Here is a 23,774-nt window from a genome sequence, read left to right on the forward strand (position 1 = left end):
GGCGAGGTTCACCGCGAGCCGGCTGGTGTCCAGGGCGTCGGCGAGCAGCGGCGAGGCCAGCGCCACCGCGGCGGCGAACCCGCCACCGAGCACGAGCGCCTCGACGGTCGCGCCGTCGATCCCGCGGCGCGGGCGGTCCGCCGGGGGCGAGGTGAGCGCGGCGGCGGTGACCACCGCGACGGAGTTCTGCAGCGCCGAGGCGCCGATGCTGGCGATGTTGACGATCGCGAGGAACGCGGCGAGCAGGCCGAAGCCGGCCGGGCCGAGGCCGCGGCCGGTGACGACGTGGAAGCCGGAGGTGGAGGCGATCCCGAGGGCGGCGAGCCCGCCGACCGAGATCAGCGGCCACGCGTGCCGGCGGAGGTAGCCCAGCGACATCTGGCGGGCCGAGACGGGCGCCTCGTGCGCGAGGACCTCGGTCGCGGCCGGGGCGGCGAGCTCGGCCCGGACGGCGTCGAGGGTCACGGGGGCCGGCCGCTGCGGAGCGACCTCCGGGTGCACGGTGGTCACCGGTTGGCCGCCTGCGGCAGCAGGTCGTCGTCGTGCTCGGAGCGGCCGCGGGGCACCGGGAGGGGCAGCACGGCGGCGATCTGCGCGGCGGGGGCGGCCGGCGCGGCGTCCTCGACCGGCGCGAGCGGCGTGACGACGGAGAGCGCGGGAGCGGGCGCCCGGGTGGCGGTCCGGGCCGCGGTCCGCGCCGTCCGGGCCGCGGCCAGGCGGCGGGCCCGGCTGTGCGCCGCGACGGTGAGCAGGTCGCGCAGCGCCTCCCACATCGACCCGGCACCGATCCGGCTGGTGAACTCGTAGTCCAGCACCACCGGCGCCTCCTCGACGCGGGCGCCGCCCTCGACGAGCCGGCACATCATCTCCAGGTCGAAGGCGAACCCGGTGACCCGGAGCTCGGCCATGACCGGTGCGGCGACCGACCGGCGCATCGCCTTGATGCCGGTCTGGGTGTCGCCGAGGTCCACGCCCAGCGCCAGCCGGGTGAGCCCGCGGAACGTGCGGCTGGCCACCCGCCGGACCAGCGGGTAGGTGACCGCCGACTCCGGGTGCACCTTGGACCCGACGACGACGTCGGCGACATCGGCGTCCAGCCGGTCCAGGAAGCCCGGGAGCACCGAGGGGTGCAGGTCCAGGTCGCCGTCCAGGAAGGCGACCAGCGGGTGGGCGGCGTGCGCGAAGCCGTGCCGGATCGCGTGGCCTTTGCCCTGGTTCGGGAAGTACTCCAGGACGGTGACCTGCGGGAGGCCCAGGCCGCGGGCCTGCTCGGCCGTGCCGTCGGTGCTGCCGTCGGAGACCACGAGGATCTCGTAGGTCCGGCCGGTGGCGTCGAGCACCTCGGCCAGGCGGGTCACCGCGGCGGCGATGCTGGCGGCTTCCTGGTAGGCGGGGACGACGACGGAGACCGCCGTGAGCTCAGTGGTAATCACGGGTCATCAGGTCCTTCACGACGATGTCCGACGGTGAGGTGCGCAGGGTCTGGGGCGGGCGGCGCCGCTCGGCGGAGTGCTGCAGGAAGTGCTGGAGGGCGTCGATGTCCCAGCCGGAGAGCACGGCGTTCTCGCCGAGGCCGTCCTGCCGCTCGGTCTCCTTGCGGTGCACCAGCGTCGGGACGCCGAGCAGCGCGGCCTCCTCCTGGACGCCGCCGCTGTCGGTGACGGCGAACGAGGCGCCGGCGAGCAGGTCGGTGAACTCCGCGTGCGGGACCTTGTCGAGCACGGTGAACAGCTCGGTCGGCAGCGCGTCGAGCCGGCTGCCGAGGACGTGGCGCGCCTGGTCGTCGGCGACCAGGACCATGCGGTGCGGCGCGTGCTCCCGCAGCGCGGCCAGCGTCCGGTCCGCGAGCCCGGAGGCGGTGAGGAACTCGAAGCGGTGCAGCAGCACCAGGCCGTAGGGGTCGGTGTCCGACGGGCGGGCCGACGGGGCACGGTCCAGGACGGCGTCGACGACGGTGTTGGCGCCGGTGGGGACGACCCCGCGGCGGCCGGCGAGCACCGCGGTCGCGGCGTCGGACGGCGCGTAGTGGACGTCGGCGAGCCGGCCGACGATGCGCCGGTCCAGCTCCTCGGGGAACGGGTGCCGCCAGTTGCCCGACCGCAGCCCGGCCTCGACGTGCGCGCAGTCCGCGCCCAGCAGCTTGGCGAGCAGCGCGCCGACGACGCTGGTCATCGTGTCGCCGTGGACGACCAGCACGCTGCGCCGTCCCCCGCTGCGCAGCCGCCGCCGGGCGGACCAGCCGTGGCGCACCACCCAGGCGGCGATCTGGGCGAGCCAGACGAGCACGTCGGCCGGGCCGGCGAGCGGCTTGCCGCCGCGGCCGTTGGCGAGCACGTGCTCGGGCGCCGGCAGGCCCAGGCCCGGCAGCGCGCGCAGCACGGTGTCGGACTGCTGGAGGGTCAGCCACTGCTCGTAGCCGACGCCCTGGGCGGCCAGCCGGCGCGCGACCGGGGCCAGCTTGATGGCCTCGGCGGTGGTGCCGTAGACGAAGACGATCACGCGGCGACCTCGGTGCGGACGGGCAGGTTGCGGGTGGTCGAGCGCAGCAGGTGGCCGTGCACGGCCAGCCCGCGCAGCAGCCCGGCCCAGTACGGGACGGCGAACACCGGCGCGTAGGTGAGGTAGGCGCGCAGCCCCTTCGCGGGGCAGCGCTTGCGGGCGGCCAGGGCGGCGGGCGCGGCGAGCGCGAGGACCGCGGCGACGGCGAGCCCGCCGAGGACCGTCCACGCCTGGGCGCCGACCAGGGCCGCGAGCACCGCCAGCCCGATGACGGGGGCGGCGGCCAGGCCGACGAGGGCGGCGTTCCAGCCCGCCGAGGTGCCGGCGTAGCTGTCCACGAGGAACGTGCCGCGGCCGAAGCTGTGCCGGACGAAGTCGCGCACGTTGCCACGCGGGCGGTAGACGGCCACGAAACCGGGGTCCAGGCGGATCGGGACCTCGGCGGCGATGTGGCGGATCAGCTTGGTGTCGTCGCTGGCCAGGGCGGCGTCGCCGGTCGGCCAGGCGACGCGGCAGGCCTCGACGAGCAGCGCGCGCGGGGCGATGAAGACGCCGGTCCCCTTGGGGTGCTGGTTGAACGTCTCCAGGCCGAACTCGACCGGCTCCGGCGCGCCCAGGTAGCCGCCCCAGAAGACGTGGGTGAGCACCTCCCAGAAGTGGCCGACCAGCGGCGCGTCGGGGTCGGTGACGCAGTGGCCGTTCCAGACGGTCGTGCGCGGGTTCGCGGCGGTGACCGCCTCGACGTGGGCGAGGCTGCCCGGGCCGAGCAGGACGCGGCTGTCGAGGAGGAGCACCTGCTCGGCGCGGGCCTCCTGCAGGCCGGCCCAGCGGGCGAGGAACCGGCCCTTGTTCTCCTGGCGCAGGACGCGCAGGGCCGCGGGGTAGGTGGTGGCGAGCGAGGTGATGAGCTCCGCGGTGCCGTCGGTCGAGCCGTCGTCCACGACGAGGACCTCGGCGGTCCACGAGGTGGCGGCGAGCGCCCGGGCGCAGGCCTCCAGGGTGGAGGGCAGCCACTCCGCCGAGTTGTAGGACGGGATCACCACGGTGAGGTCGGGGCGCTCGCGCTCGCTCTGCTCCACATGTCCCCCCCTCGCCCAGCCGCAGTACCGGCAGCTGGTGTCGTTCGCGTAGCCGCACCGTCGCCCGCCGTGATCATCGCTGGACCGGACTGACTCGTCCGCCGGACACGCGGGCGTGTGACCCGTGTGGCGACGGACCGGGAGTTCCGGTGCTGCGCAGGAAAAGGCGTTACTCAGCGCTACTTTCTGTAAGCAGAAAGTACCAGCGGCGAGACGGAACGGTCACTCTCACAACTGCGTGTCACCAGCCGGGTGCTGGGCGAAATGTGCCGAAGTGTCGACACGGGACTCGGCTGTTCCGGACGCCTTCCTGCGGCGGTCAGCCGGCGGGGCGCTGCCCCAGGAAGGTCTCCAGGATCTGGCGCGCCGCCAGGGCCGGGGTGAGCTCCTCGGCGAGCACCGCCTTCTCCAGGGTCGGCGCCACCGCGCGGACGTCGGGGTGCGCCCGGAGCGCGTGGTCCAGCCCGTCCCGCACCAGCTGCCAGGTCCAGCGGACCTGCTGGCTGCGCCGGCGCTCGTCGAACTCCCCGGAGGCCTTCATCCGGTCCTGGTGCTCGACCAGCTTGGCCCAGACCTCGTCCAGGCCGTCCCCGGTGAGGCCGGCGCAGGTGAGCACCGGCACGTCCCACGTCTCGCCGTGGCCGCGCAGCATCCGGATCGCCTGGGCGAGCTCGCGCGCGGCCTTCCGCGCACCCGGTAAGCCGTCCCCGTCGGCCTTGTTGACGGCGATGACGTCGGCGATCTCGAGGATGCCGCGCTTGATGCCCTGCAGCTGGTCGCCGGTGCGCGCCAGGGTGAGGAAGAGGAAGGAGTCGACCATCTCGGCGACGGTGATCTCCGACTGCCCGACGCCGACGGTCTCCACGAGCACGACGTCGTAGCCGGCGGCCTCGACGACGACCATCGACTCCCGCGTCGCCTGGGCGACCCCGCCGAGCGTGCCCGAGGTCGGGGAGGGCCGGATGAAGGCGTGCGGGTCCACCGACAGCCGGACCATCCGCGTCTTGTCGCCGAGGATCGAGCCGCCCGACCGCGCCGAGGACGGGTCGACGGCGAGCACCGCGACCTTCGAGCCGGCCGCGGTCAGCGTCACCCCGAGCTGGTCGATGAACGTCGACTTCCCGACGCCGGGGACGCCGCTGATGCCGACGCGGCGCGCTCCCCCGGCGTGCGGCAGCAGCTCGACCAGCAGCTCCTGCGCCCGTTCCCGGTGGTCTGCGCGCCGCGACTCGACCAGCGTGATGGCGCGCGCCATCGTCCGGCGGTCGCCCGCCAGCACGCCCTCGACCAGCGCGGGGACGTCGACCGCCGGGCCCCGAGGGGCAGAAATGGCCATTTCTGCCCCTCCCTCCGGGCGCATCAGTGCCCCAGGCGGCCGGACAGGGTGCGGAGCAGCTCCTGGGCCGCCTCGGCGATGACGGTGCCGGGCGGGAAGACCGCCGCGGCTCCCATCTCGTGCAGCGTCGGCACGTCGTCGGGCGGGATGACGCCGCCGACGACGATCAGCACGTCGTCGGCACCCAGCTCGGCCAGCGCGGTCTTCAGCGCGGGCACGAGCGTGAGGTGGCCGGCCGCCAGCGACGAGACGCCGACGACGTGCACGTCGGCCTCCACCGCCTGGCGGGCCACCTCGTCGGGGGTCTGGAACAGCGGGCCCACGTCGACGTCGAAGCCGAGGTCGGCGAAGGCGGTCGCGATGACCTTCTGGCCGCGGTCGTGCCCGTCCTGGCCCATCTTGGCGACCAGGATGCGGGGGCGCCGGCCCTCGGCCTCCTCGAAGGCCTCGGCCATCCGGCGGGTCTCCTCCATGGGGCTGTCCTCTCCCGCCGTGCGCCCGGCCATCGCCTCGTCGCGGTAGACACCGGAGATCGTGCGGACCTGGCCGGCGTGCCGCCCGTAGACCTCCTCCAGCGCGTCGGAGATCTCGCCGACGGTGGCCTTCGCGCGGGCGGCGTCGACGGCGAGCTTGAGCAGGTTCTCGTCCAGGCCGCTCCCCCGCCGCCCCTCGGCGGCGGCGCGCGCGGCCCCGGTGAGGCGACGCAGCGCGTCCTCGACCGCCCCGGCGTCACGGTCGGCGCGCAGCTGCTCGAGCTTGGCCTTCTGCTGGGCCAGGACGTCGGCGTTGTCGACCTTGAGCACCTCGATGGTCTCGTCGGCGTCCACCCGGTACTTGTTGACGCCGATGACCGGCTGGCGGCCGGAGTCGATGCGGGCCTGGGTGCGGGCCGCCGCCTCCTCGATCCGCAGCTTCGGGATGCCCTCGTCGATGGCCTGCGCCATACCGCCGGCCTCGGTGACCTCCTGGATGTGCGCCCAGGCGCGGCGGGCCAGGTCGTAGGTCAGCTTCTCGACGTAGGCCGAGCCGCCCCACGGGTCGATGACCCGGGTGGTGCCCGACTCCTGCTGCAGCAGCAGCTGGGTGTTGCGGGCGATGCGGGCGGAGAAGTCGGTCGGCAGCGCCAGCGCCTCGTCGAGGGCGTTGGTGTGCAGCGACTGGGTGTGCCCCTGGGTGGCGGCCATGGCCTCCAGGCAGGTGCGGACGACGTTGTTGTAGACGTCCTGCGCGGTCAGCGACCAGCCCGAGGTCTGCGAGTGGGTGCGCAGCGCCAGCGACTTGGGGTTCTGCGCGCCGGCCTCCTTGACCAGGCGGGCCCACAGCAGCCGCCCGGCCCGGAGCTTGGCGACCTCCATGAAGAAGTTCATGCCGATGGCCCAGAAGAACGACAGCCGCGGCGCGAAGGCGTCGACGTCGATGCCGGCGTCCTTGCCCGCCTTCAGGTACTCCACGCCGTCGGCCAGCGTGTACGCCAGCTCCAGGTCGGCGGTCGCCCCGGCCTCCTGGATGTGGTAGCCGGAGATCGAGATGGAGTTGTAGCGGGGCATCTCCTGCGAGGTGAAGCTGAAGATGTCGCTGATGATCTGCATCGAGGGCTTGGGCGGGTAGATGTAGGTGTTCCGCACCATGAACTCTTTGAGGATGTCGTTCTGGATCGTCCCCGTGAGCTGCGCGGGCGTCACGCCCTGCTCCTCGGCCGCGACGATGTAGAGCGCCAGCACCGGCAGGACCGCGCCGTTCATCGTCATCGAGACGCTCATCTTGTCCAGCGGGATGCCGTCGAACAGCTGCCGCATGTCCAGGATCGAGTCGATCGCCACGCCCGCCATGCCGACGTCGCCGACCACGCGCGGGTGGTCGGAGTCGTAGCCGCGGTGCGTGGGCAGGTCGAACGCGACGCTCAGGCCCTTCTGGCCGGCGGCCAGGTTGCGCCGGTAGAAGGCGTTGGACTCCGCGGCGGTGGAGAACCCGGCGTACTGCCGGACGGTCCACGGCTGGGTCGTGTACATCGTCGGGTAGGGGCCGCGGAGGAACGGCGGCAGGCCCGGGAGGGTCTCGAGGAAGTCCAGACCCTCCAGGTCGGCGGGCGTGAACAGCGGCGGGACGGAGATGCCCTCGGGGGTCTCCCAGGCCGCGTCGGCCACGCTGCGGCCGGTGGTCTTCTCGAACGCCTGCGCCCACTCCTCGGTGGAGGCCGAGGCGGTGGGGCGGCCGAGCTCGACGTCGCCGAAGTCGGGGATACCGGTCATGACTGCACTCCTTCGAGGCCCAGCTGCGCGTGGACGGTGCGGAGCACGTCCAGGGCGTCGCATCCGGCGTACACGTACCCGTCGACCCCGTCGACGGCGAGGTCGGGCTTGCCGGCCAGCCACACCTGCGTGGCGCCGGCCTCCTTCAGCGCGGCGGCCAGCCCGGCCGCCTGCTCGGCGTAGTCCTTGTCCGTCCCGCAGATGCAGGCGACGGTCGTCCCGGCCTCGCGCAGGCCCTCGGCGAGGTCGCCGGCGGGCGTCGCCAGGCCACCGGCCTGGAACAGGTTGCCGGCGAAGCTCGCCCGGGCGGTGTGCCGGGCGATCGGACCGATGGTGGCCAGGTAGACGGTCGGCCGCTCGGGCGCCGCGTCGGCGGCGTCGCGCAGCGCCTCGTACTCCTGGGCGGCGCGCACGCGGGGCAGCCCCCCACCGGGGTGCAGCTCGGCCGCGGGCTGCCGCTCGGGCAGCTTCTCGGCGAGGTTGGGGAACTCGCTGACGCCGGTGATCGCCTCGGCGCGGGTGGCCAGCCGCTTCGAGCGGGCGTCCCACGCGGTGGCGATGCGGTCGCGGACCAGGCCGGAGTCGAGTGCGGCGGCCAGGCCGCCGGCCCGCTCGATCTCGGTGAACCACTCCCAGGCGGCGCGGGCCAGCTCGTCGGTCAGCGACTCGACGTACCAGGAGCCGCCGGCCGGGTCGAGGACGCGGGCCAGGTGGCCCTCCTCCACGAGCAGGCTCTGGGTGTTGCGGGCGATCCGCCGGGCGAAGGAGTCGGGCAGGCCGAGAGCTGCGTCGAAGGGCTGCACGGTGACGGCGTCGGCGCCACCGACGCCGGCGGCGAAGCAGGCCACCGTCGTCCGCAGCATGTTCACCCAGGGGTCGCGCCTGGTCGTCATCACCGAGGAGGTGACGGCGTGCTGCCGCTGGCCGCGCACCTCCGGCGAGGCGCCGCTGACCTCGCCGACGCGGTCCCACAGCCGGCGCGCGGCGCGCAGCGCGGCGATGGTCGTGAACTGCTCGGCGCCGGCGCTGTAGCGGAACTCCAGCTGGCCGAACGCCTCGTCGACGGAGAGCCCGCCGTCCGTGAGGGCCCGCAGGTACGCGACGCCCGCGGCCAGCGAGCAGCCCAGCTCCTCCACGACCGAGGCGCCGGCGTCGGCGAAGACCGTGCCGTCGACGACGACGCTGCGCAGGTCGGGGTGGGCGGCGGCGCGGCGGGCCAGCGCGGCCAGGCCGCCGAGGTCCTGCGGCCGGCCGGAGGCGGCGGAGTCGCCGAGCGGGTCCAGGCCGAGCGAGCCGCCGGGCGCGATGGGGGCGTCGGTGTCGCTGCGGGCCTCGATCAGGTCGAGGAACGCCTCGGCCGCGACCGTCCCGCCGGAGACGCTGACCGGGGCCAGGTCGAGGTAGACGTCGGCGAGCACCTCGCCGAGCCGGTCGGCGGGCACGGCGCCCTCGCCGACGACGAGCCACAGCGAGGTGACGCCGTTCTCCAGGTCGGCGGCGATCGCCTCCTTGGTGACCGCGACGTCGGGGTGCGCGTGCCGCTGGCGGACGTCCCAGCCGCCGGGCACGTCGCCGTCGGCACCGCCGGCGGCGCCGGAGGCCCCGGCGCGCGAGCCGCGGACGAAGGGCGGCAGGCCGGGGACGCCGGCCGCGGTCGGCAGGTCGGCCGCGTCCTCGGCGGTGTACAGCGGGGCGACGGTCACGCCCGGGGCGACGGGGCGGCGCAGCGCCTCCTCCACCGGCTCGGGGAGCTCCTCCCGGCCCGCCTTGCGCAGCACGCCGGCGACCAGGTCACGCCACTGGTCGCGGGTGACGCCGGGGAACTCGGCGGCCAGCCCGAGGTCCTGCGGGACCTCGTGCTCGCTGGGGACCTGCGCGTCGGCCCGCGCCGGCGTCGCGTCGCTGCTGTGCTCGTCGGTGGAACTCATGCTCGGGGGGACTCCTCGTCGACTCGTCGCGCAGCAGTGTCTCCGGGGCCGCGGCGCCCCGTGCGGGCGGGTGGCGGCGGACCGCTCCCGGCGGGTGCGGCGGCGTCGGCGGCGAGGGCGTGCAACGCGGCGCGGGCGAGCAGCCGCACGCCCACGCCGATGGCCCGCTCGTCGACGTCGAAGGTGCCGCGGTGCAGGTCCAGCTCGGCTCCGCCGCCGTGCGTGCCCAGCCGCGCCAGCGCGATCGGCAGGACGTCGGCGAACCAGCCGAAGTCCTCGCCGCCCATGCTCTGCGGGGAGAGCACGACGCCGTCGGCGCCCACCGCCTCGAGGGCGGCCGAGCGCAGCAGCGCCACCGAGCGGGGGTCGTTCACCACCGGCGGGACGCCGCGCACGTAGTCGACCTCGACCTCGGCCCCGGTGGCGGCCGCGACCCGGGCCACGAGCGCGCGGATGATCTCCTCCGCGCCCTGCCAGGCGTCCCGGTCCAGCACGCGGACGGTGCCGCGCAGCGTGCCCCGCTGAGGGATGGCGTTGGCCGCGACGCCGGCGTCGACCGAGCCCCACACCAGCGACATCCCCGCGCGCGGGTCGACCTGGCGGGAGAGCAGCCCGGGCAGCTCGGTGATCAGCCGGCCGAGCGCGTCGACCAGGTCGACGGTCAGGTGCGGCCGGGCGGTGTGCCCGCCGGGGCCGGTGAGGGTGACGTCGATGCGGTCGCAGGCCGCGGTGATCGCGCCGGTGCGCAGCCCGACCGAGCCCGCGGGCACCGACGGGTCGCAGTGCAGCGCGAACGCACGGGAGGCGCCGTCGAGCACGCCCGAGGCGACCACCTGCGTGGCGCCGCCGGGCACCGTCTCCTCGGCCGGCTGGAAGACGCAGCGCACCCGGCCGGGCAGCCCACCGACCGCCTGCAGCGCCAGCGCCACCCCGAGGACGACGGTGGTGTGCACGTCGTGGCCGCAGGCGTGGCACACGCCCTCGCGGGTGGAGGCGTACGGGACGTCCTTGAGGTCGGGCAGCGGCAGCGCGTCGATGTCCCCGCGCAGCACGACCGTCGGGCCGGGGCCCTCCCCCACCTCGACGACCAGCCCGGTGCCGGTGGGCAGCCGCACCGGCGAGAGCCCGGCCGCGCGCAGCCGCTGCTCCAGGAACGACGTCGTCTCCACCTCGGCGTAGGCCAGCTCGGGGTGGGCGTGCAGGTGGCGGCGCACGGCGACCAGCTGCGGCGCGTGGGTCTCCACCCAGTCGTCCACCGCCGCGCCGAGGCCCTCGACGACGGGGGTCACGCCGCGTGCCCCCCGGCGCAGTCGCCCGGGCCCGGGGCCGGCTCGGTGGGCCGGCCGACCGGCCCGGTCGCGGGCAGCCCGTCCCGCATCTCGGCGAGCAGGCTGTCGACCACCGGCCGCAGGTCGCCGTCGCTCCCGGCCGCGACGGCCCGCTGGCGCTGGTAGGAGGCGCCGACGTCGAGCACGCGCAGCACGTCGGCGAGCTCGGCCTCGCAGCCCAGCCGCCTGGCGGTGGGGCGCAGCTCCTCGACCAGGTCGACGATGGCCTGCCGCACCGGCCGCACCGTGCCCTTGTCGTCGACGACGATGTCGGCGTCCAGGCCGTACCGGGAGGCCCGCCACTTGTTCTCGCGCAGCACCCAGGAAGCGGGCGTGGGCAGCGTGTAGCCGCGGTCGAGCTGGGTGTCGAACTGCTCGACCAGGCACTGGGCGAGCGCGGCGACCGCCCCGATCTCGTCGAGGGTGGGCAGGCCGTCGCAGATGCGCAGCTCGACGGTGCCGAAGTCGGGGTGCGGCCGGACGTCCCACCACACCTCGCGGACGCTCTCGATCGACCGCGTGGAGATGAGCGTCTCCATGTACTCCTCGAACTCGGCCCAGTCCGCCAGCTGGTAGGGCAGCCCCGCCGTCGGCATGCCCTCGAAGATCTTGGTGCGGGAGGACGCCAGGCCGGTGTCGCAGCCGACCCAGAACGGGGAGGACGAGGACAGCGCGAGGAAGTGCGGGATGTACTGGCACAGCGCGTTGACGATCGGGATGGCCTTCTCCGGCGCCCGGATGCCGACGTGCACGTGGACGCCGAAGATCTGCATCCGGCGGGCCATCCACTGCATCCGCTCGACCAGCTCGAGGTAGCGCTCCTTGGGCGAGACGAGCTGGCTCTGCCAGTCGGTGAAGGGGTGCGTGCCCGCGCACAGCAGCCCCAGGCCGCGTTGCTCGGCGGCGGCGGCGACCTCCGCGAGGGTGCCGGCGAGGTCGGCCTTCGCCTCGGAGACGGTGGTGCAGACGCCGGTGATGATCTCGATCGTCGACTGCAGCAGCTCGTGCTTGGCCTTGGGGTGCTCCTCGGCGCCGTCGGGGCGCAGCTGCTCGAGGATCTCGACCGCGCCGGGGACCAGTTCGCGCGTCTCGAGGTCGACCAGCTGCAGCTCCCACTCCACGCCCAGGCTGGCCCGCTCGGACGACCGGAAGGGGATCTCCACGGGCCGGAGTCTAGGGAGGTCCGGCGCTGCCCACCCGGCGACCGAGCACCGTCACCCGTTAGCGTCCCTCCGTGGACCAGCACCCCGGAACCGACGCGCACTCCGTCGCCGCCCTCGCCGCCGACGACCTCACGACCGCCCTCGGTGGGCAGCACGACGTCGCGGTCGTGATGGGCTCGGGCTGGGCGCCCGCGGCCGACGCCTTCGGGCCGGCCGAGTACAGCGTGGCCATCGGTGAGCTGCCCGGTTTCCAGGCCCCGACCGCGATGGGCCACGGCGGGGAGATCCGCTCGGTGCGGGTGGGTGAGCGCAAGGTGCTGCTCTTCCTCGGCCGCACCCACCTGTACGAGGGCCGCGGCGTCGAGCCGGTCGTGCACGGGGTGCGCACCGCGGCCGCCGCGGGCGTGAAGACGGTGCTGCTGACCAACGCCGCCGGCGGGCTGGCCCCCGAGCACCGGGTCGGCCAGGCCGTGGTCATCGCCGACCACCTGAACCTGACCGCCCGCTCCCCGCTGGTGGGCGGCAACTTCGTCGACCTCACCGACCTGTACTCCGCGCGGCTGCGCGCCCTGGCCCGCGAGCTGGACCCGCAGCTGGCCGAGGGCGTGTACGCGGCGCTGCCCGGCCCGCACTACGAGACCCCCGCCGAGATCCGGATGCTGCGCACGATGGGCGCCGACCTCGTGGGCATGTCGACGGCGCTGGAGGCGATCGCGGCGCGCGCCGAGGGCCTGGAGGTCTTCGGCCTCTCCCTGGTCACCAACGCCGCCGCCGGGATCACCGGCGAGAAGCTCGACGGCGACGAGGTCATCGCCGCCGGCCGCGAGGCCGCGGGCCGGCTCGGCGAGTTCCTGGTGCGCTTCATCGGGCAGCTGCCGTCGTGACCGGGCCGGTCCTGGTGACCGGCGCGGCCGGGCTGATCGGCACCGTCCTCCGCGGCGGGCTCCCCGAGCGCGGCTGGGCGGTGCGCAGCCTGGACGTCGTCCCGGTCGAGGAGCCGCGGCCGGGTGAGGAGCACCTCGTCGCCGACACCACCGACCTGGCCGCCGTGACCGAGGCCGCCCGCGGCGCCGGCGCCCTCGTGCACCTCGCGGGGATCGCCACCGAGTCGACCTGGCCGGCGATCGCGCACACCAACATCGAGGGCACCTACTGTGCGCTCGAGGCCGCGCGGCGGGCCGGTGTCCAGCGGGTGGTGCTGGCCGGCTCGAACCACGCCACCGGCTACACCCCGCGACCGGACGGCGGGCTGCTGCGCGAGGTGGACGCCCCGCCGCGGCCGGACACCTACTACGGCGTCTCGAAGGTGGCGATGGAGGCGCTCGGCTCGCTCTACGCCGACCGCTACGGCCTCGACGTCGTCGTCCTGCGCATCGGCAGCGCGTTCCCCGAGCCGACCACGACGCGGCACCTGTCCACGTGGCTCTCCCCCGGCGACACGGTGCGGCTGGTCGACGCCGCCCTCCGGACGCCCTCGCCGGGCTTCCGCGTCGTCTGGGGCGTGTCGGCCAACACCCGCGCCTGGTGGGACCTCACCGCCGCCCGCGCGCTGGGGTACGAGCCGGCCGACGACGCGGAGGTGTACGCCGAGGCGCTGATCGCCGCGCACGGCGAGCCCGACCTGTCCGACCCGGTGCACGCCCGCGTGGGCGGCGAGTACGCCACCGCCGAGTTCGACTCCGACCGCTTCGACGCCTGAACGGGACTCCCCCGCATGACCGACGACCTGCTCGCCACCGCCCGCGCCTGGGCCGACGCCGATCCGCACGAGGGCGACCGGGCCGAGATCCTCGCGCTCGTGGGGTCCGGCGACGTCGCCGAGCTGGGCGACCGGTTCGCCGGCCCGCTGACCTTCGGGACGGCGGGGCTGCGCGGGCCGCTGCGCGCCGGGCCGGCGGGGATGAACGCCGCGGTGGTGACCCGCGCCGCCGCAGGGCTGGGCGCCTGGCTGGCCGGGTCCGGCTCCGCGGGCGGCGGGATCGTCATCGGCTTCGACGCCCGGCGGCGGTCCGACGAGTTCGCCCGCATCTCGGCCTCGGTGCTGGCCGCGGCCGGTTTCGCGGTGCAGGTGCTGCCGCGGGCGCTGCCGACGCCGGTGCTGTCGTTCGCCGTCCGCCACCTGGGCTGCGTCGCCGGGATCATGGTGACCGCCAGCCACAACCCGCCGGACGACAACGGCTACAAGGTCTACCTGGGCGACGGCGCGCAGCTGGTGCCGCCGGCCGACCGGGAGATCGAGGCCGCGATCGCCGCCGTCGGCCCGGCCCGCGAGGTGCCGCTGTCGGACGAGTGGCTCACCCTCGGCGACGACGTCGCCGCCGACTACGTGGCCGCGGTGGTCGCCGCGCTGGCGCCCGAGCGGGTGCCGTCCCGGGGCGGGCTGCGGGTGGCCTACACGGCGATGCACGGCGTGGGTGCGGAGACGACGCGGGCGGTGTTCGCCGCCGCGGGCCTGGCCGAGCCGGTGAGCGTGCCGGAGCAGGACGAGCCCGACCCCACGTTCCGCACCGTCGCCTTCCCGAACCCGGAGGAGCCGGGCGCGACCGACCTGCTGAAGGCCCTGGCCGAGCGGACCGGCGCCGACGTCGCCATCGCGGAGGACCCGGACGCCGACCGGTGCGCCGTGGTGTGCGGCGGCCGGCAGCTCACCGGCGACGAGGTCGGCGCGCTGCTGGCCGACTGGCTGCTGCGCCGCGGTGTGCGCGGGACGTACGCGTCCTCGCTGGTCAGCGGCTCGCTCATGCACGTCGTGGCGGGCGCGCACGGGGTGCCGTCGGAGGAGACGCCGACCGGCTTCAAGTGGATCATGCGGGCCGGCTCGGACGCCGCGCCGCTGGTCTACGGCTACGAGGAGGCTCTCGGCTACTCGGTCTCGCCGTCGGTGGCGCGGGACAAGGACGGCATCTCGGCGGCTCTGGCGGTGGCGCTGCTCGCCGCGGAGCTGAAGGAGTCGGGGAGGACGCTGCTGGACCGGCTGGACGAGCTGGCCGTGGAGCACGGGCTGTTCGCGACCGGGCAGCTGTCGGTGCGGGTCGACGACCTGACGCTGATCTCGGACGCCATGGCGCGGGTGCGGGCGCGGCCGCCGGCCACCCTGCTCGGGCGGCCGGTGACGTTCGCGGACCTGGCGCTGGAGCCGACGCCGGTGGACGCGGTGCGGCTGCTCGGCGACGGCGTGCGGGTGATCGTGCGGCCCAGCGGGACCGAGCCGAAGCTCAAGGCCTACCTGGAGACCGTGGTGCCGGTGCACCAGGACGCCGGGCTGATCGCGGCGCGCGGCCGCGGCGAGGACGAGCTGGACCAACTGCGCGCGGAGATGTCGGCGGCGCTCGGGCTGCAGGCCTGACCCCGGTCGTCTCATGCGAGGGATCCATCTGCCGTCCCGGACGCTCATGCGTGCTCCCTCGTCCCCGGTGGGGGTCACACGCTGGCATGAACCTGGGACCGCGCGGGTGGGTTGTCCACAGGGAGGGCTGCCCGTCCGTTGCTGGTCTGCATAGTCTCCGGCGACGGTCGATCGACGGAGGGGTCACGCGTGACGCGACGCTGGACGGTGCGCCTGGCGGGCTGCCTCGTCGCCGGGGTGGCGGTGCTCGCCGGCTGCTCGGAGGAGCAGGAGGCCGCGCAGACCCTGCCCTCGCCCAGCAGCGCTGCTCCGGCGGAGGAGGAACTGCCGCCCCTCGGCCCGGCGGACCTGCCGATGCCTGCCGAGGCCCGCACTCCTGACGCCGCGGGCGCCGAGGCCTTCGTGCGGTACTACATCGAGCTGATCAACCGGACCTCGACGGTCATGGACGCTCAGCCCCTGCGCGAGTTCAGCGACGGCTGCCGGGACTGCGACCGCATTGCGGACAACACAGAAGAGGCCGCGGCCGCTGGAAACGCCTATCGCGATGGCGAAATCACGATCACGAGATTCGATCCGCCTCTCATCCAGGAGTCGACAGCCTCAATCACTATCGCCTTCGACCAGGACGCGCTTGCAGTTGTCGATTCGGTCGGCAATCCTGTGGCGGACGGTAGTTCCGAGGCTTACACCGCTTTGCCAGGCGGGGTCGGCTTGCGATGGCACGAAGCCCATGACTCCTGGCTAATCACCGATTTCACCGTCGGATGACGAGTATGCGTTGGGTTCTCCTCCCGTTTCTCGTAGTCGCACCCCTCTTCGCCACCGCTCCAGCGGCCGCCGCTCCATGCGGGGATCGCTTCTGCCCGGACGTCGAGACGGCTCCTGGGGCGCTCACGGCTGCCTATCTGGAGCAATCACCTGGCAACAACTGGATTGCTTCGAATACTGCACCAGCCGAACATCCATACACGTATCAATTGTCCGATCCGTGCGTCGTGAACGACCGGGAGACCGGCTTCTGCAACCGGACCGATGACGGTGAATGCCTTGCCCCGCCCGACCGGGTGATCCGGGACCTGGTCATCGAGCAGCGACGCCTGGCGATCACCGGGCCCGACGGCGCCACCACCACCGTCGACGGCCTCCCGACGAATGGCGCCCCCGTCGGCACGCCGCTGGGCCCGTGGATCCAGGGCGCACGCGGCTGCGTCGACATCACCGCGCTCAACCCACCGCCGTCGCCGGGCGAGGTGTTCCGCTACTTCCAGACGCTCCCCCTCCCCCAGCTGCCCACGCGCCAGCAACCGCCGGGGAACGCCCTGGTCGGCCTGCCGGTCGTCTTCTACACCGACGGCCCCACGACCCAGACCTTCACGCTCGACATCCGCGGCTTCACCGTCGACATCGCCGCCACCGCCTCGTCGTTCACCTGGCACACCGGCGACGGCACCGACCTCACCAGCACGACGCCCGGCGCGCCCTACCCGCGGCACACGATCAGCCACGACTACGCCGGCGGCAGCTGGACCGCCTCCCTCACGACCACCTGGTCGGCGTCGTTCAGCGTCGACGGGGGCCTCGAGCTGCCCGTCCCGGGAACCACCACGACCGAAGGCCTCCCGGTCACGTTCACCGTGCTGCAGGCTCGCCCCGTCCTGACCAACCCGTACGACTGAGCGGGCGCTCCGCCGGCCGCACCGATGAGTCCGGCCGGCACCTCCGGTCATGACGGCGACGCCAGCCACCACTGCCTGCCCGAGGAGAGCCATGCGCCGGATCGTGATGCACCTGGGGATCTCCCTGGACGGCTACTTCGAGGGCCCGGACGCCGACATCAGCTGGCACCGCGTCGACGAGGAGCTGCACTCCTACTTCAACGACCTGCTGGCCGGCAGCGGCGCCTTCCTCGAGGGCCGGGTCACCTACCAGCTGATGGAGGACTACTGGCCGAACGCCGACGAGGGGCCCGACGTCCCGGAGCCGGTCGCCCGCTTCGCCGAGATCTGGCGGAGCACGCCGAAGGTCGTCTACTCGCGGACCCTGGACACCCCGGGACCCAACGCCACCGTCGTGCGGGACGTCGTCCCCGAGGAGGTGCGGGCCCTGCAGGCGCAGCCCGGCGGCGACATGGTGGTCGGCGGGCCGGTGCTGACGGAGTCGTTCCGGCGGCACGACCTGATCGACGAGTACCGGATCTTCGTCAACCCCGTGCTGGTCGGGCACGGCCGTCGGCTGTTCGAGGAGGGTCCGCCGGCCGACCTGCGCCTGGTCGAGACCAGGCCGTTCGGCAACGGCGTCGTCATGCTGCGGTACGAGGTGGAGCGCTGACCGCGGGGCTCAGCGGGGCACGGTCTCCCGCCGTCCGGAGGCCAGCGCCCGGGCCGCCGTCTCCAGGACGACGACGACGTCCCGGCCGAACGCGACGTCGCAGGGGTGCGCCCCACCGGTGAGCGCCGCGGCCTGCAGCTCGTCCACGGCGACCGCGAACGCCTCGACCGCCGAGCCGGCCTCGGGCAGCAGCACCAGCCGGCCGGCGTCGCCGTGCACGAAGAACTCGACACCGCCGGACATCGACGCCACCGTCAGGGACAGCGTGACCGTCGACGCGGCGCCGGACTCGTGCGCGAGCACCAGGTGCACGGTGTCGAGCAGGCCCGCGCCGGCCTGCACCGAGACGACCGGCCCGAGCGCGGGCACGAGCACCGAGAGCGCGTGCGGCCCGACGTCCCACAGCGCGCCGTGCTCCTGCCGCCAGGGCGAGGCGGCGAACGGCGTGCCGGCGACCGACGCCAGCCAGGAGCCGGCCCCGCCGGCCAGCCGGGTGCGGCCGGCCTGGGTCAGCCAGGTGGCCGTCGCGTCCTGGAAGCGCAGGGTGAAGAAGACGACCGAGGCCACCCCGGCGGCGTGCACCGCGTCGGCGACCCGGTCGGCCGCGGCCGCCGAGAGCGCGACCGGCTTCTCCAGCAGCAGGTGCTTGCCGGCCGCGGCGGCGCGCTCGGCCAGCGGCGCCTGGACGTCGGGCGGGAGCGCGATGGCGACGGCGTCCACCTGCCCGAGCAGCTCGTCGACGTCGGCCACGCCCGGCACCTCGAACTCCGCGCCCAGCGCCTCGGCCTTCGCCAGGTCGCGTCCCCAGACGCCGGCCAGCTCGGCCGACGGGTGCGCCGCGAGCGCCGGGGCGTGCACGGCGCGTGCCCAGGGGCCGGTGCCGAGCAGCCCGACGCGCATCCTCAGACCGCGCCGAACTGGCGGTCGCCGGCGTCGCCGAGGCCCGGGACGATGTAGGCGTTCTCGTTGAGGCCCTCGTCGATGCTCGCGGTGAAGACCCGCAGCGGCAGGCCGCTCTCCTCCAGGCGCCGGACACCCTCCGGCGCGGCGAGCGCGCACAGCACGGTGATCTGGGTGGCGCCGCGGGCGGTGAGCAGACCGCAGCAGTGCACCAGCGAGCCGCCGGTGGCGAGCATCGGGTCGAGCACGAACACGTGCCGGTCGACCAGCGACTCGGGCAGCGAGGCCATGTACGCCTCGGGCTGGAACGTCTCCTCGTTGCGGGCCAGGCCGACGAAGCCCATCTGCGACTCGGGCAGCATGCCGTGCGCGGTGTCGGCCATGCCGAGGCCGGCGCGCAGCACCGGCACGATCAGCGGCGGCCGCCGCGAGCCGGTACCCGGTGGTCTCCACCACCGGCGTGCGGATCGTCTCCTCCGCGATGTCGAGCTCACGGGTGGCCTCGTAGACCAGCATCTGGGTCAGCTCGCGGAGGGCGGCGCGGAAGGCGGCGTTGTCGGTGCGCTCGTCGCGCATCCGGCTCAGCCGGGCTCGGGCCAGCGGGTGGTCGACGACGGTGAGCTGCACGGGAGGAACGGTAGCGGCCGCCCCCTCCGGGGAGCAGGCCCGCCCGAACCGACCGCTCACGCCGCGCGCGGGCACGTCACGCACTCCCTCGGGGTGAGCGGGGAGCGGACGGCGAGCGCGGACAAGGGAGAATGGCCGGCATGACCCACGTGCTCGACCCCGACGCGCTGCCCGGGGCGACCCCCGCGGTGCACGCGCCGCTGCCGCCGTACGACGACGTGACCCGCTCCGACTCGGCGTTCCGCGCCTTCCTGCACGGCCTCCCCGGGGTCGACCAGGTCGGCGCCGAGGCCCGCGTCGCGCAGCTGGGCACCCGCTCGATCAAGACGACGTCGAAGGCGTGGGCGATCGACACCGCGATCTCGATGGTCGACCTGACCACGCTCGAGGGCGCCGACACCCCCGGCAAGGTGCGCAGCCTCGCCGCCAAGGCGATGCGCCCCGACCCGAGCGACCCGACCTGCCCGCGGGTCGCCGCCGTCTGCGTCTACGGCGACCTCGCCGGCGTCGCGCGCGAGGCGCTCGGGGACAGCGGCGTGCACGTCGCCGCCGTCGCCACCGCCTTCCCGAGCGGCCGGGCCAGCCGCGCGGTCAAGCTCGCCGACGTCCGCGACGCCGTCGAGAACGGCGCCGACGAGATCGACATGGTCATCGACCGCGGCGCCTTCCTCGCCGGCCGCTACCTCGACGTCTACGAGGAGATCGTGGCGGTCAAGGAGGCCTGCGGGGACGCGCACCTCAAGGTCATCCTCGAGACCGGCGAGCTGGTCACCCTCGACAACGTCCGCCGCGCCAGCCTGGATCGCGATGCTCGCGGGCGGCGACTTCATCAAGACCTCCACCGGCAAGGTCAGCCCCGCCGCGACCCTCCCGGTCGGCCTGGTGATGCTCGAGGCGGTCCGCGACTTCCGCATCGCCACCGGCCGGCAGATCGGCTTCAAGCCCGCCGGCGGCATCCGGACGACGAAGGACGCGATCAAGCACCTCGTGCTGATCAACGAGACGGCCGGCCCGGACTGGCTGCACCCCGACCAGTTCCGCTTCGGCGCCTCCAGCCTGCTCAACGACCTCCTGCTCCAGCGCCAGAAGCTGCGCACCGGCCACTACTCCGGCCCCGACTACGTCACGGTGGACTGACCCATGAGCGTCTTCGAGTACGCCCCCGCGCCCGAGTCGCGGTCCATCGTGGACATCGCGCCCTCCTACGGCCTGTTCGTCGACGGCGAGTTCGTCGACGGCACCGGCGAGCCCTTCGACTCGATCAACCCGGCCACCGAGGAGGTCCTCACCAAGGTCGCCTCCGGCAGCGCGGCCGACGTCGACCGCGCCGTGCGCGCCGCCCGCCGCGCCTTCGAGCGGACCTGGGGCCCCATGCGCCCGGCCGACCGCGGCAAGTACCTGTTCCGCATCGCCCGGCTCCTGCAGGAGCGCGCCCGCGAGTTCGCCGTCCTCGAGTCCCTGGACAACGGCAAGCCGATCCGGGAGTCCCGCGACGTCGACGTGCCGCTGGCCGCCGCGCACTTCTTCTACTACGCCGGCTGGGCGGACAAGCTCGAGCACGTCGGCCTGGGCACCCAGCCGCGGCCGCTCGGCGTCGCCGGCCAGGTCATCCCGTGGAACTTCCCGCTGATGATGCTGGCCTGGAAGGTCGCCCCCGCCCTGGCCGCCGGCAACACCGTCGTCCTCAAGCCGGCCGAGACCACCCCGCTGACCGCGCTGCTGTTCGCCGAGGTCTGCCGGCAGGCCGACCTCCCGGCCGGCGTGGTCAACATCGTCACCGGCGCCGGCGACACCGGCCGCGCGGTGGTGGAGCACGCCGACGTCGACAAGGTCGCGTTCACCGGCTCCACGGACGTCGGCCGGCAGATCGCCCGCGCCGTCGCCGGGACCCGCAAGAAGCTGACGCTGGAGCTCGGCGGCAAGGCGGCGAACATCGTGTTCGACGACGCCCCGATCGACCAGGCCGTCGAGGGCATCGTGCAGGGCATCTTCTTCAACCAGGGCCACGTCTGCTGCGCGGGCAGCCGGCTGCTGGTGCAGGAGTCGATCCACGACGAGGTCATCGCCGCCCTGCAGCGCCGGATCGGCACGCTGCGCGTCGGCGACCCGCTGGACAAGAACACCGACATCGGTGCGATCAACAGCGCCGAGCAGCTGGCCCGCATCCGGGAGCTCTCCGACATCGGCGAGGCCGAGGGCGCGCAGCGCTGGCAGCCCGCCGGCGACCTGCCCGGCCGCGGCTTCTGGTTCCCACCCACGGTCTTCACCGAGGTCTCCCCCGCGCACCGCATCGCCCGCGACGAGGTCTTCGGCCCGGTGCTCAGCGTCCTGACCTTCCGGACGCCGGACGAGGCGGTCGCCAAGGCCAACAACTCCACCTACGGGCTCTCGGCCGGCATCTGGTCCGAGAAGGGCTCGCGGATCCTGAAGATCGCCGACCAACTCCGCGCCGGGGTGGTCTGGGCCAACACGTTCAACAAGTTCGACCCGACGTCGCCCTTCGGCGGCTACAAGCAGTCCGGCTACGGCCGCGAGGGCGGCCGGCACGGTCTGGCCGCGTACCTGAAGGGTGCCGACCAGTGATCGGGAACGACCGGCTCGCCGTCCGCAAGACCTACAAGCTGTACGTCGGCGGGGCCTTCCCGCGGTCGGAGTCCGGCCGCACCTACGAGGTCACCGACGCCAAGGGTCACTTCCTCGCCAACGCCGCCTGGGCCAGCCGCAAGGACGCCCGGGACGCCGTCGTCGCCGCCCGCGGCGCCTTCGCGAAGTGGTCCGGTGCCACCGCCTACAACCGCGGCCAGGTGCTCTACCGCGTGGCCGAGGTGATGGAGGGCCGGCACGCCCAGTTCTGCGAGGAGGTCGCCGCCGGCGAGGGGCTCAGCGCCTCCAAGGCCCGCGCCGCCGTGGACGCCGCCATCGACCGCTGGGTCTGGTACGCCGGCTGGACCGACAAGCTGGCCGCCGTCCTCGGCGGGGCCAACCCGGTCGCCGGCCCGTACTTCGACTTCTCGACGCCCGAGCCGACCGGCGTCGTGGCCGTCCTCGCCCCGCAGCAGTCGAGCCTGCTCGGCCTGGTCAGCGTGCTCGCCCCGGTGCTCGCGACCGGCAACACCGCCGTCGTCGTCACCTCCAAGGAGCGGCCGCTGCCCGCGGTCACCCTCGCCGAGGTGCTGGCCACCAGCGACGTCCCCGGCGGGGTCGTCAACCTGCTCACCGGCGACGCCGCGGAGCTGGGCACCTGGCTGGCCGAGCACGCCGACGTCGACGCCGTCGACCTCACCGGCGCCCCCGCGCACCGCGCCATGGAGTTCGAGCGGGAGGCCGCCGGCACCATCAAGCGGGTCCTCCGCGCGCCGACGGCCGAGCCGGACTGGACCGCCGACCCCGGGCTGGCCCGGATGACGCCGTTCCTGGAGACCAAGACGGTGTGGCACCCGATCGGCCTGTGACCACCACGGCCCCGCCCCTCGCGGGGCGGCGGGAGTGGCTCGGCCTGGCCGTGCTCATGCTCCCGGTGCTGCTCATCTCGGTCGACGGCACGGTCCTCACCTTCGCCGTCCCCTCGATCACCCGGGCGCTCGCCCCGACGGGCACCGAGCTGCTGTGGGCGGTCGACATCTACCCGCTGCTGCTCGCGGGGCTGCTGGTCACCGCCGGCAGCCTCGGTGACCGGTTCGGCCGCCGCCGGCTGCTCCTGGTCGGCGCGGTCGGTTTCGGCGCCGCCTCGGTGCTGGCCGCCTACGCCCCGGGCGTGCACTGGCTGATCGCCGCCCGCGCCCTCCAGGGCGTGTTCGGGGCGGCGCTCATGCCCTCCACCCTGGCCCTGCTGCGCAACCTGTTCCTCGACCAGCAGCAGCGCCGGCTGGCGGTCGCGATCTGGGCCTCCGGGTTCGCCGGCGGGGCGGCGCTCGGACCGGTCGTCGGCGGCGCGCTGCTCGAACGCTTCTGGTGGGGCTCGGTCTTCCTCGTCAACGTCCCCGTGCTGCTCGTCCTGCTCGGTGCCGCCCGGGTGCTGCCCGAGTCCCGCGACCCCGCACCCGGCCGCGCCGACGTCGTCAGCGTGGTGCTGTCGCTGGCGACCGTGCTGCCGCTGGTCTGGGCCGTGAAGGCCGTTGCCGCCGGTGACGCCGGCCCCCTCCCGGCCGCGGCGACGGCGCTGGGTCTGGTCGCCGGCACCGCATTCGTGCGGCGCCAGCTGATCCGCCCCGACCCGCTGCTGGACCTGCGGCTGTTCCGCTCGCGGGTGGTCACCGCGGCCATCGGCGCCAACCTGCTCACCATCGCTGCGATGTCCGGCCTGCTGCTGCTCGCCTCGCAGTACCTCCAGCTGGTGCTCGGCCGCAGCCCGATGGAGGCCGGCCTCCTGCTCGTCCCCGGCCTGGTCGCCTCGGTCCTCGCCGGGCTGGCCGCCGTCCCCCTGGCGCGGCGGTTCCCCGTGCGCGGGCTGGTCGTCACCGGGCTGCTGCTGGGCGCCGCCGGGTACGTCGTCGCGACCCGGCTGGGCAGCGGGTCGCCGGCCGCGCTCCTGGTCCTCGCCTTCACGCTGGTCGCGGCGGGCGCCGGCCTCGCCGAGACGCTCACCAACGACGCGATCCTCACCGCCGCCCCCGCCGAGCGCGCCGGGCAGGCCAGCGCCATCAGCGAGACGGCCTACGAGCTGGGCACCGGGCTCGGCGTCGCCGTCCTGGGCAGCGTCCTCGGCGCGGTCTACACCACCCGGCTGGTGCTGCCCGCCGGGCTGGACGCCCCCGACCGGGCTGCCGCCGACACCCTCGGCGGCGCGGTCGACGTCGCCGGCCGGTTGCCCGCGGAGACGGCCGCCGCGCTGGAGGCCGGCGCCCGGGAGGCGTTCAGCGCCGGCGTCGATCTCACCGCCGGCATCGGGGCGTGCGTCGCGCTCGCCGCGGCCGTCCTCGTGGCGGTCGTCTGGCGCGCCCCGCGCGCGGAGGCCTGAGCCCAAAGCCGGGCGAACGCGGGCGCGCGCA

20 protein-coding genes and 2 pseudogenes are annotated in these 23,774 nt (G+C 74.6%); 11 read left to right on the plus strand and 11 right to left on the minus strand.

Going from position 1 to position 23,774, the window contains the following annotated elements:
* Positions 1 to 506 precede the first annotated feature (506 nt).
* The 8 genes from JKP75_RS15635 to JKP75_RS15670 form a co-directional block, all read right to left on the minus strand.
* Positions 507 to 1,433 carry a glycosyltransferase family 2 protein gene (locus tag JKP75_RS15635; protein ID WP_200493223.1) on the minus strand — a complete coding sequence of 309 codons (927 nt, stop codon included), beginning with the start codon at positions 1,431 to 1,433 and terminating at the stop codon, positions 507 to 509.
* The gene (locus tag JKP75_RS15640) at positions 1,420 to 2,499 is read right to left on the minus strand and encodes a UDP-N-acetylglucosamine 2-epimerase (RefSeq protein ID WP_200490371.1); all 1,080 of its coding nucleotides are present in this window, start codon (positions 2,497 to 2,499) and stop codon (positions 1,420 to 1,422) included. The genes JKP75_RS15635 and JKP75_RS15640 overlap by 14 nt, the downstream gene beginning before the upstream one ends.
* On the minus strand, positions 2,496 to 3,578 hold the full coding sequence (locus JKP75_RS15645) for a glycosyltransferase family 2 protein (protein ID WP_200493224.1): 1,083 nt from the start codon (positions 3,576 to 3,578) through the stop codon (positions 2,496 to 2,498). Before JKP75_RS15645 ends, JKP75_RS15640 begins: the two co-directional genes overlap by 4 nt.
* Positions 3,579 to 3,897: 319 nt before the next feature.
* On the minus strand, positions 3,898 to 4,914 hold the full coding sequence (meaB, locus tag JKP75_RS15650) for a methylmalonyl Co-A mutase-associated GTPase MeaB (RefSeq protein ID WP_200490369.1): 1,017 nt from the start codon (positions 4,912 to 4,914) through the stop codon (positions 3,898 to 3,900).
* Between the two features lie 23 nt (positions 4,915 to 4,937).
* Positions 4,938 to 7,163, minus strand: a complete 2,226-nt coding sequence (gene scpA / locus JKP75_RS15655; RefSeq protein ID WP_200493225.1) for a methylmalonyl-CoA mutase — start codon at positions 7,161 to 7,163, stop codon at positions 4,938 to 4,940.
* Positions 7,160 to 9,091, minus strand: a complete 1,932-nt coding sequence (locus JKP75_RS15660) for a methylmalonyl-CoA mutase subunit beta (protein WP_200490366.1) — start codon at positions 9,089 to 9,091, stop codon at positions 7,160 to 7,162. The genes scpA and JKP75_RS15660 overlap by 4 nt, the downstream gene beginning before the upstream one ends.
* Positions 9,088 to 10,380 (minus strand): amidohydrolase, encoded by a 1,293-nt coding sequence (locus tag JKP75_RS15665; protein ID WP_200490364.1) that lies wholly within the window; start codon positions 10,378 to 10,380, stop codon positions 9,088 to 9,090. The genes JKP75_RS15660 and JKP75_RS15665 overlap by 4 nt, the downstream gene beginning before the upstream one ends.
* Entirely contained in the window at positions 10,377 to 11,582 is a 1,206-nt protein-coding gene (locus JKP75_RS15670) for a glutamate--cysteine ligase (protein ID WP_200490362.1), read from the minus strand. The genes JKP75_RS15665 and JKP75_RS15670 overlap by 4 nt, the downstream gene beginning before the upstream one ends.
* A gap of 71 nt (positions 11,583 to 11,653) precedes the next feature.
* On the opposite strand from JKP75_RS15670, the gene JKP75_RS15675 reads away from it, so the two are divergent.
* From JKP75_RS15675 to JKP75_RS15700, 6 genes are all read left to right on the plus strand, one after another.
* The gene (locus tag JKP75_RS15675; RefSeq protein ID WP_200490360.1) at positions 11,654 to 12,466 is read left to right on the plus strand and encodes a purine-nucleoside phosphorylase; all 813 of its coding nucleotides are present in this window, start codon (positions 11,654 to 11,656) and stop codon (positions 12,464 to 12,466) included.
* A complete protein-coding gene (locus JKP75_RS15680) occupies positions 12,463 to 13,281 on the plus strand; it encodes an NAD(P)-dependent oxidoreductase (RefSeq protein WP_200493226.1) in 819 nt (272 codons plus the stop codon). Before JKP75_RS15675 ends, JKP75_RS15680 begins: the two co-directional genes overlap by 4 nt.
* 15 nt (positions 13,282 to 13,296) lie before the next feature.
* Entirely contained in the window at positions 13,297 to 14,928 is a 1,632-nt protein-coding gene (locus JKP75_RS15685) for a phospho-sugar mutase (RefSeq protein WP_200493227.1), read from the plus strand.
* 189 nt (positions 14,929 to 15,117) lie between these two features.
* A complete protein-coding gene (locus JKP75_RS15690) occupies positions 15,118 to 15,699 on the plus strand; it encodes a DUF6318 family protein (RefSeq protein WP_200490358.1) in 582 nt (193 codons plus the stop codon).
* 296 nt (positions 15,700 to 15,995) lie between these two features.
* Positions 15,996 to 16,607 (plus strand): hypothetical protein, encoded by a 612-nt coding sequence (locus tag JKP75_RS15695; protein ID WP_242473351.1) that lies wholly within the window; start codon positions 15,996 to 15,998, stop codon positions 16,605 to 16,607.
* Between the two features lie 91 nt (positions 16,608 to 16,698).
* Positions 16,699 to 17,259 (plus strand): dihydrofolate reductase family protein, encoded by a 561-nt coding sequence (locus tag JKP75_RS15700; protein ID WP_200490354.1) that lies wholly within the window; start codon positions 16,699 to 16,701, stop codon positions 17,257 to 17,259.
* Between the two features lie 9 nt (positions 17,260 to 17,268).
* Here the strand turns inward: JKP75_RS15700 and JKP75_RS15705 are convergent, their stop codons facing one another.
* The 3 genes and pseudogenes from JKP75_RS15705 to JKP75_RS23015 form a co-directional block, all read right to left on the minus strand.
* The gene (locus tag JKP75_RS15705) at positions 17,269 to 18,159 is read right to left on the minus strand and encodes a Gfo/Idh/MocA family protein (protein WP_200490352.1); all 891 of its coding nucleotides are present in this window, start codon (positions 18,157 to 18,159) and stop codon (positions 17,269 to 17,271) included.
* 2 nt (positions 18,160 to 18,161) lie between these two features.
* Entirely contained in the window at positions 18,162 to 18,563 is a 402-nt protein-coding gene (gene upp, locus JKP75_RS15710; protein WP_309230009.1) for a uracil phosphoribosyltransferase, read from the minus strand.
* Between the two features lie 82 nt (positions 18,564 to 18,645).
* Positions 18,646 to 18,735, minus strand: a pseudogene (locus JKP75_RS23015) (uracil phosphoribosyltransferase); the annotation flags it as partial.
* 416 nt (positions 18,736 to 19,151) lie between these two features.
* On the opposite strand from JKP75_RS23015, the pseudogene JKP75_RS23020 reads away from it, so the two are divergent.
* From JKP75_RS23020 to JKP75_RS15730, 5 genes and pseudogenes are all read left to right on the plus strand, one after another.
* Positions 19,152 to 19,490, plus strand: a pseudogene (locus JKP75_RS23020) (deoxyribose-phosphate aldolase); the annotation flags it as partial.
* Between the two features lie 103 nt (positions 19,491 to 19,593).
* A complete protein-coding gene (locus tag JKP75_RS23025; RefSeq protein WP_255523323.1) occupies positions 19,594 to 19,923 on the plus strand; it encodes a hypothetical protein in 330 nt (109 codons plus the stop codon).
* Positions 19,924 to 19,926: 3 nt separating this feature from the next.
* Positions 19,927 to 21,369 (plus strand): aldehyde dehydrogenase family protein, encoded by a 1,443-nt coding sequence (locus JKP75_RS15720; RefSeq protein ID WP_200490348.1) that lies wholly within the window; start codon positions 19,927 to 19,929, stop codon positions 21,367 to 21,369.
* Positions 21,366 to 22,238, plus strand: coding sequence for an aldehyde dehydrogenase family protein (locus JKP75_RS15725; RefSeq protein WP_309230010.1), 873 nt, complete (start codon positions 21,366 to 21,368; stop codon positions 22,236 to 22,238). Before JKP75_RS15720 ends, JKP75_RS15725 begins: the two co-directional genes overlap by 4 nt.
* Positions 22,235 to 23,743, plus strand: a complete 1,509-nt coding sequence (locus JKP75_RS15730) for an MFS transporter (RefSeq protein WP_309229902.1) — start codon at positions 22,235 to 22,237, stop codon at positions 23,741 to 23,743. Before JKP75_RS15725 ends, JKP75_RS15730 begins: the two co-directional genes overlap by 4 nt.
* Positions 23,744 to 23,774: the final 31 nt, after the last annotated feature.

Source organism: Blastococcus sp. TML/M2B, from assembly GCF_016612865.1.
Classification (GTDB): Bacteria; Actinomycetota; Actinomycetes; order Mycobacteriales; family Geodermatophilaceae; genus Blastococcus.

Excerpts from the sequence above, each read along its gene's own strand:
- meaB (WP_200490369.1), bottom strand. The coding sequence starts at position 4,914 with ATGGCCATTTCTGCCCCTCGGGGCCCGGCGGTCGACGTCCCCGCGCTG.
- scpA (WP_200493225.1), bottom strand. The coding sequence starts at position 7,163 with ATGACCGGTATCCCCGACTTCGGCGACGTCGAGCTCGGCCGCCCCACC.
- JKP75_RS15660 (WP_200490366.1), bottom strand. The coding sequence starts at position 9,091 with ATGAGTTCCACCGACGAGCACAGCAGCGACGCGACGCCGGCGCGGGCC.
- JKP75_RS15685 (WP_200493227.1), top strand. The coding sequence starts at position 13,297 with ATGACCGACGACCTGCTCGCCACCGCCCGCGCCTGGGCCGACGCCGAT.
- JKP75_RS15700 (WP_200490354.1), top strand. The coding sequence starts at position 16,699 with ATGCGCCGGATCGTGATGCACCTGGGGATCTCCCTGGACGGCTACTTC.
- JKP75_RS15705 (WP_200490352.1), bottom strand. The coding sequence starts at position 18,159 with ATGCGCGTCGGGCTGCTCGGCACCGGCCCCTGGGCACGCGCCGTGCAC.
- JKP75_RS23025 (WP_255523323.1), top strand. The coding sequence starts at position 19,594 with ATGCTCGCGGGCGGCGACTTCATCAAGACCTCCACCGGCAAGGTCAGC.
- JKP75_RS15720 (WP_200490348.1), top strand. The coding sequence starts at position 19,927 with ATGAGCGTCTTCGAGTACGCCCCCGCGCCCGAGTCGCGGTCCATCGTG.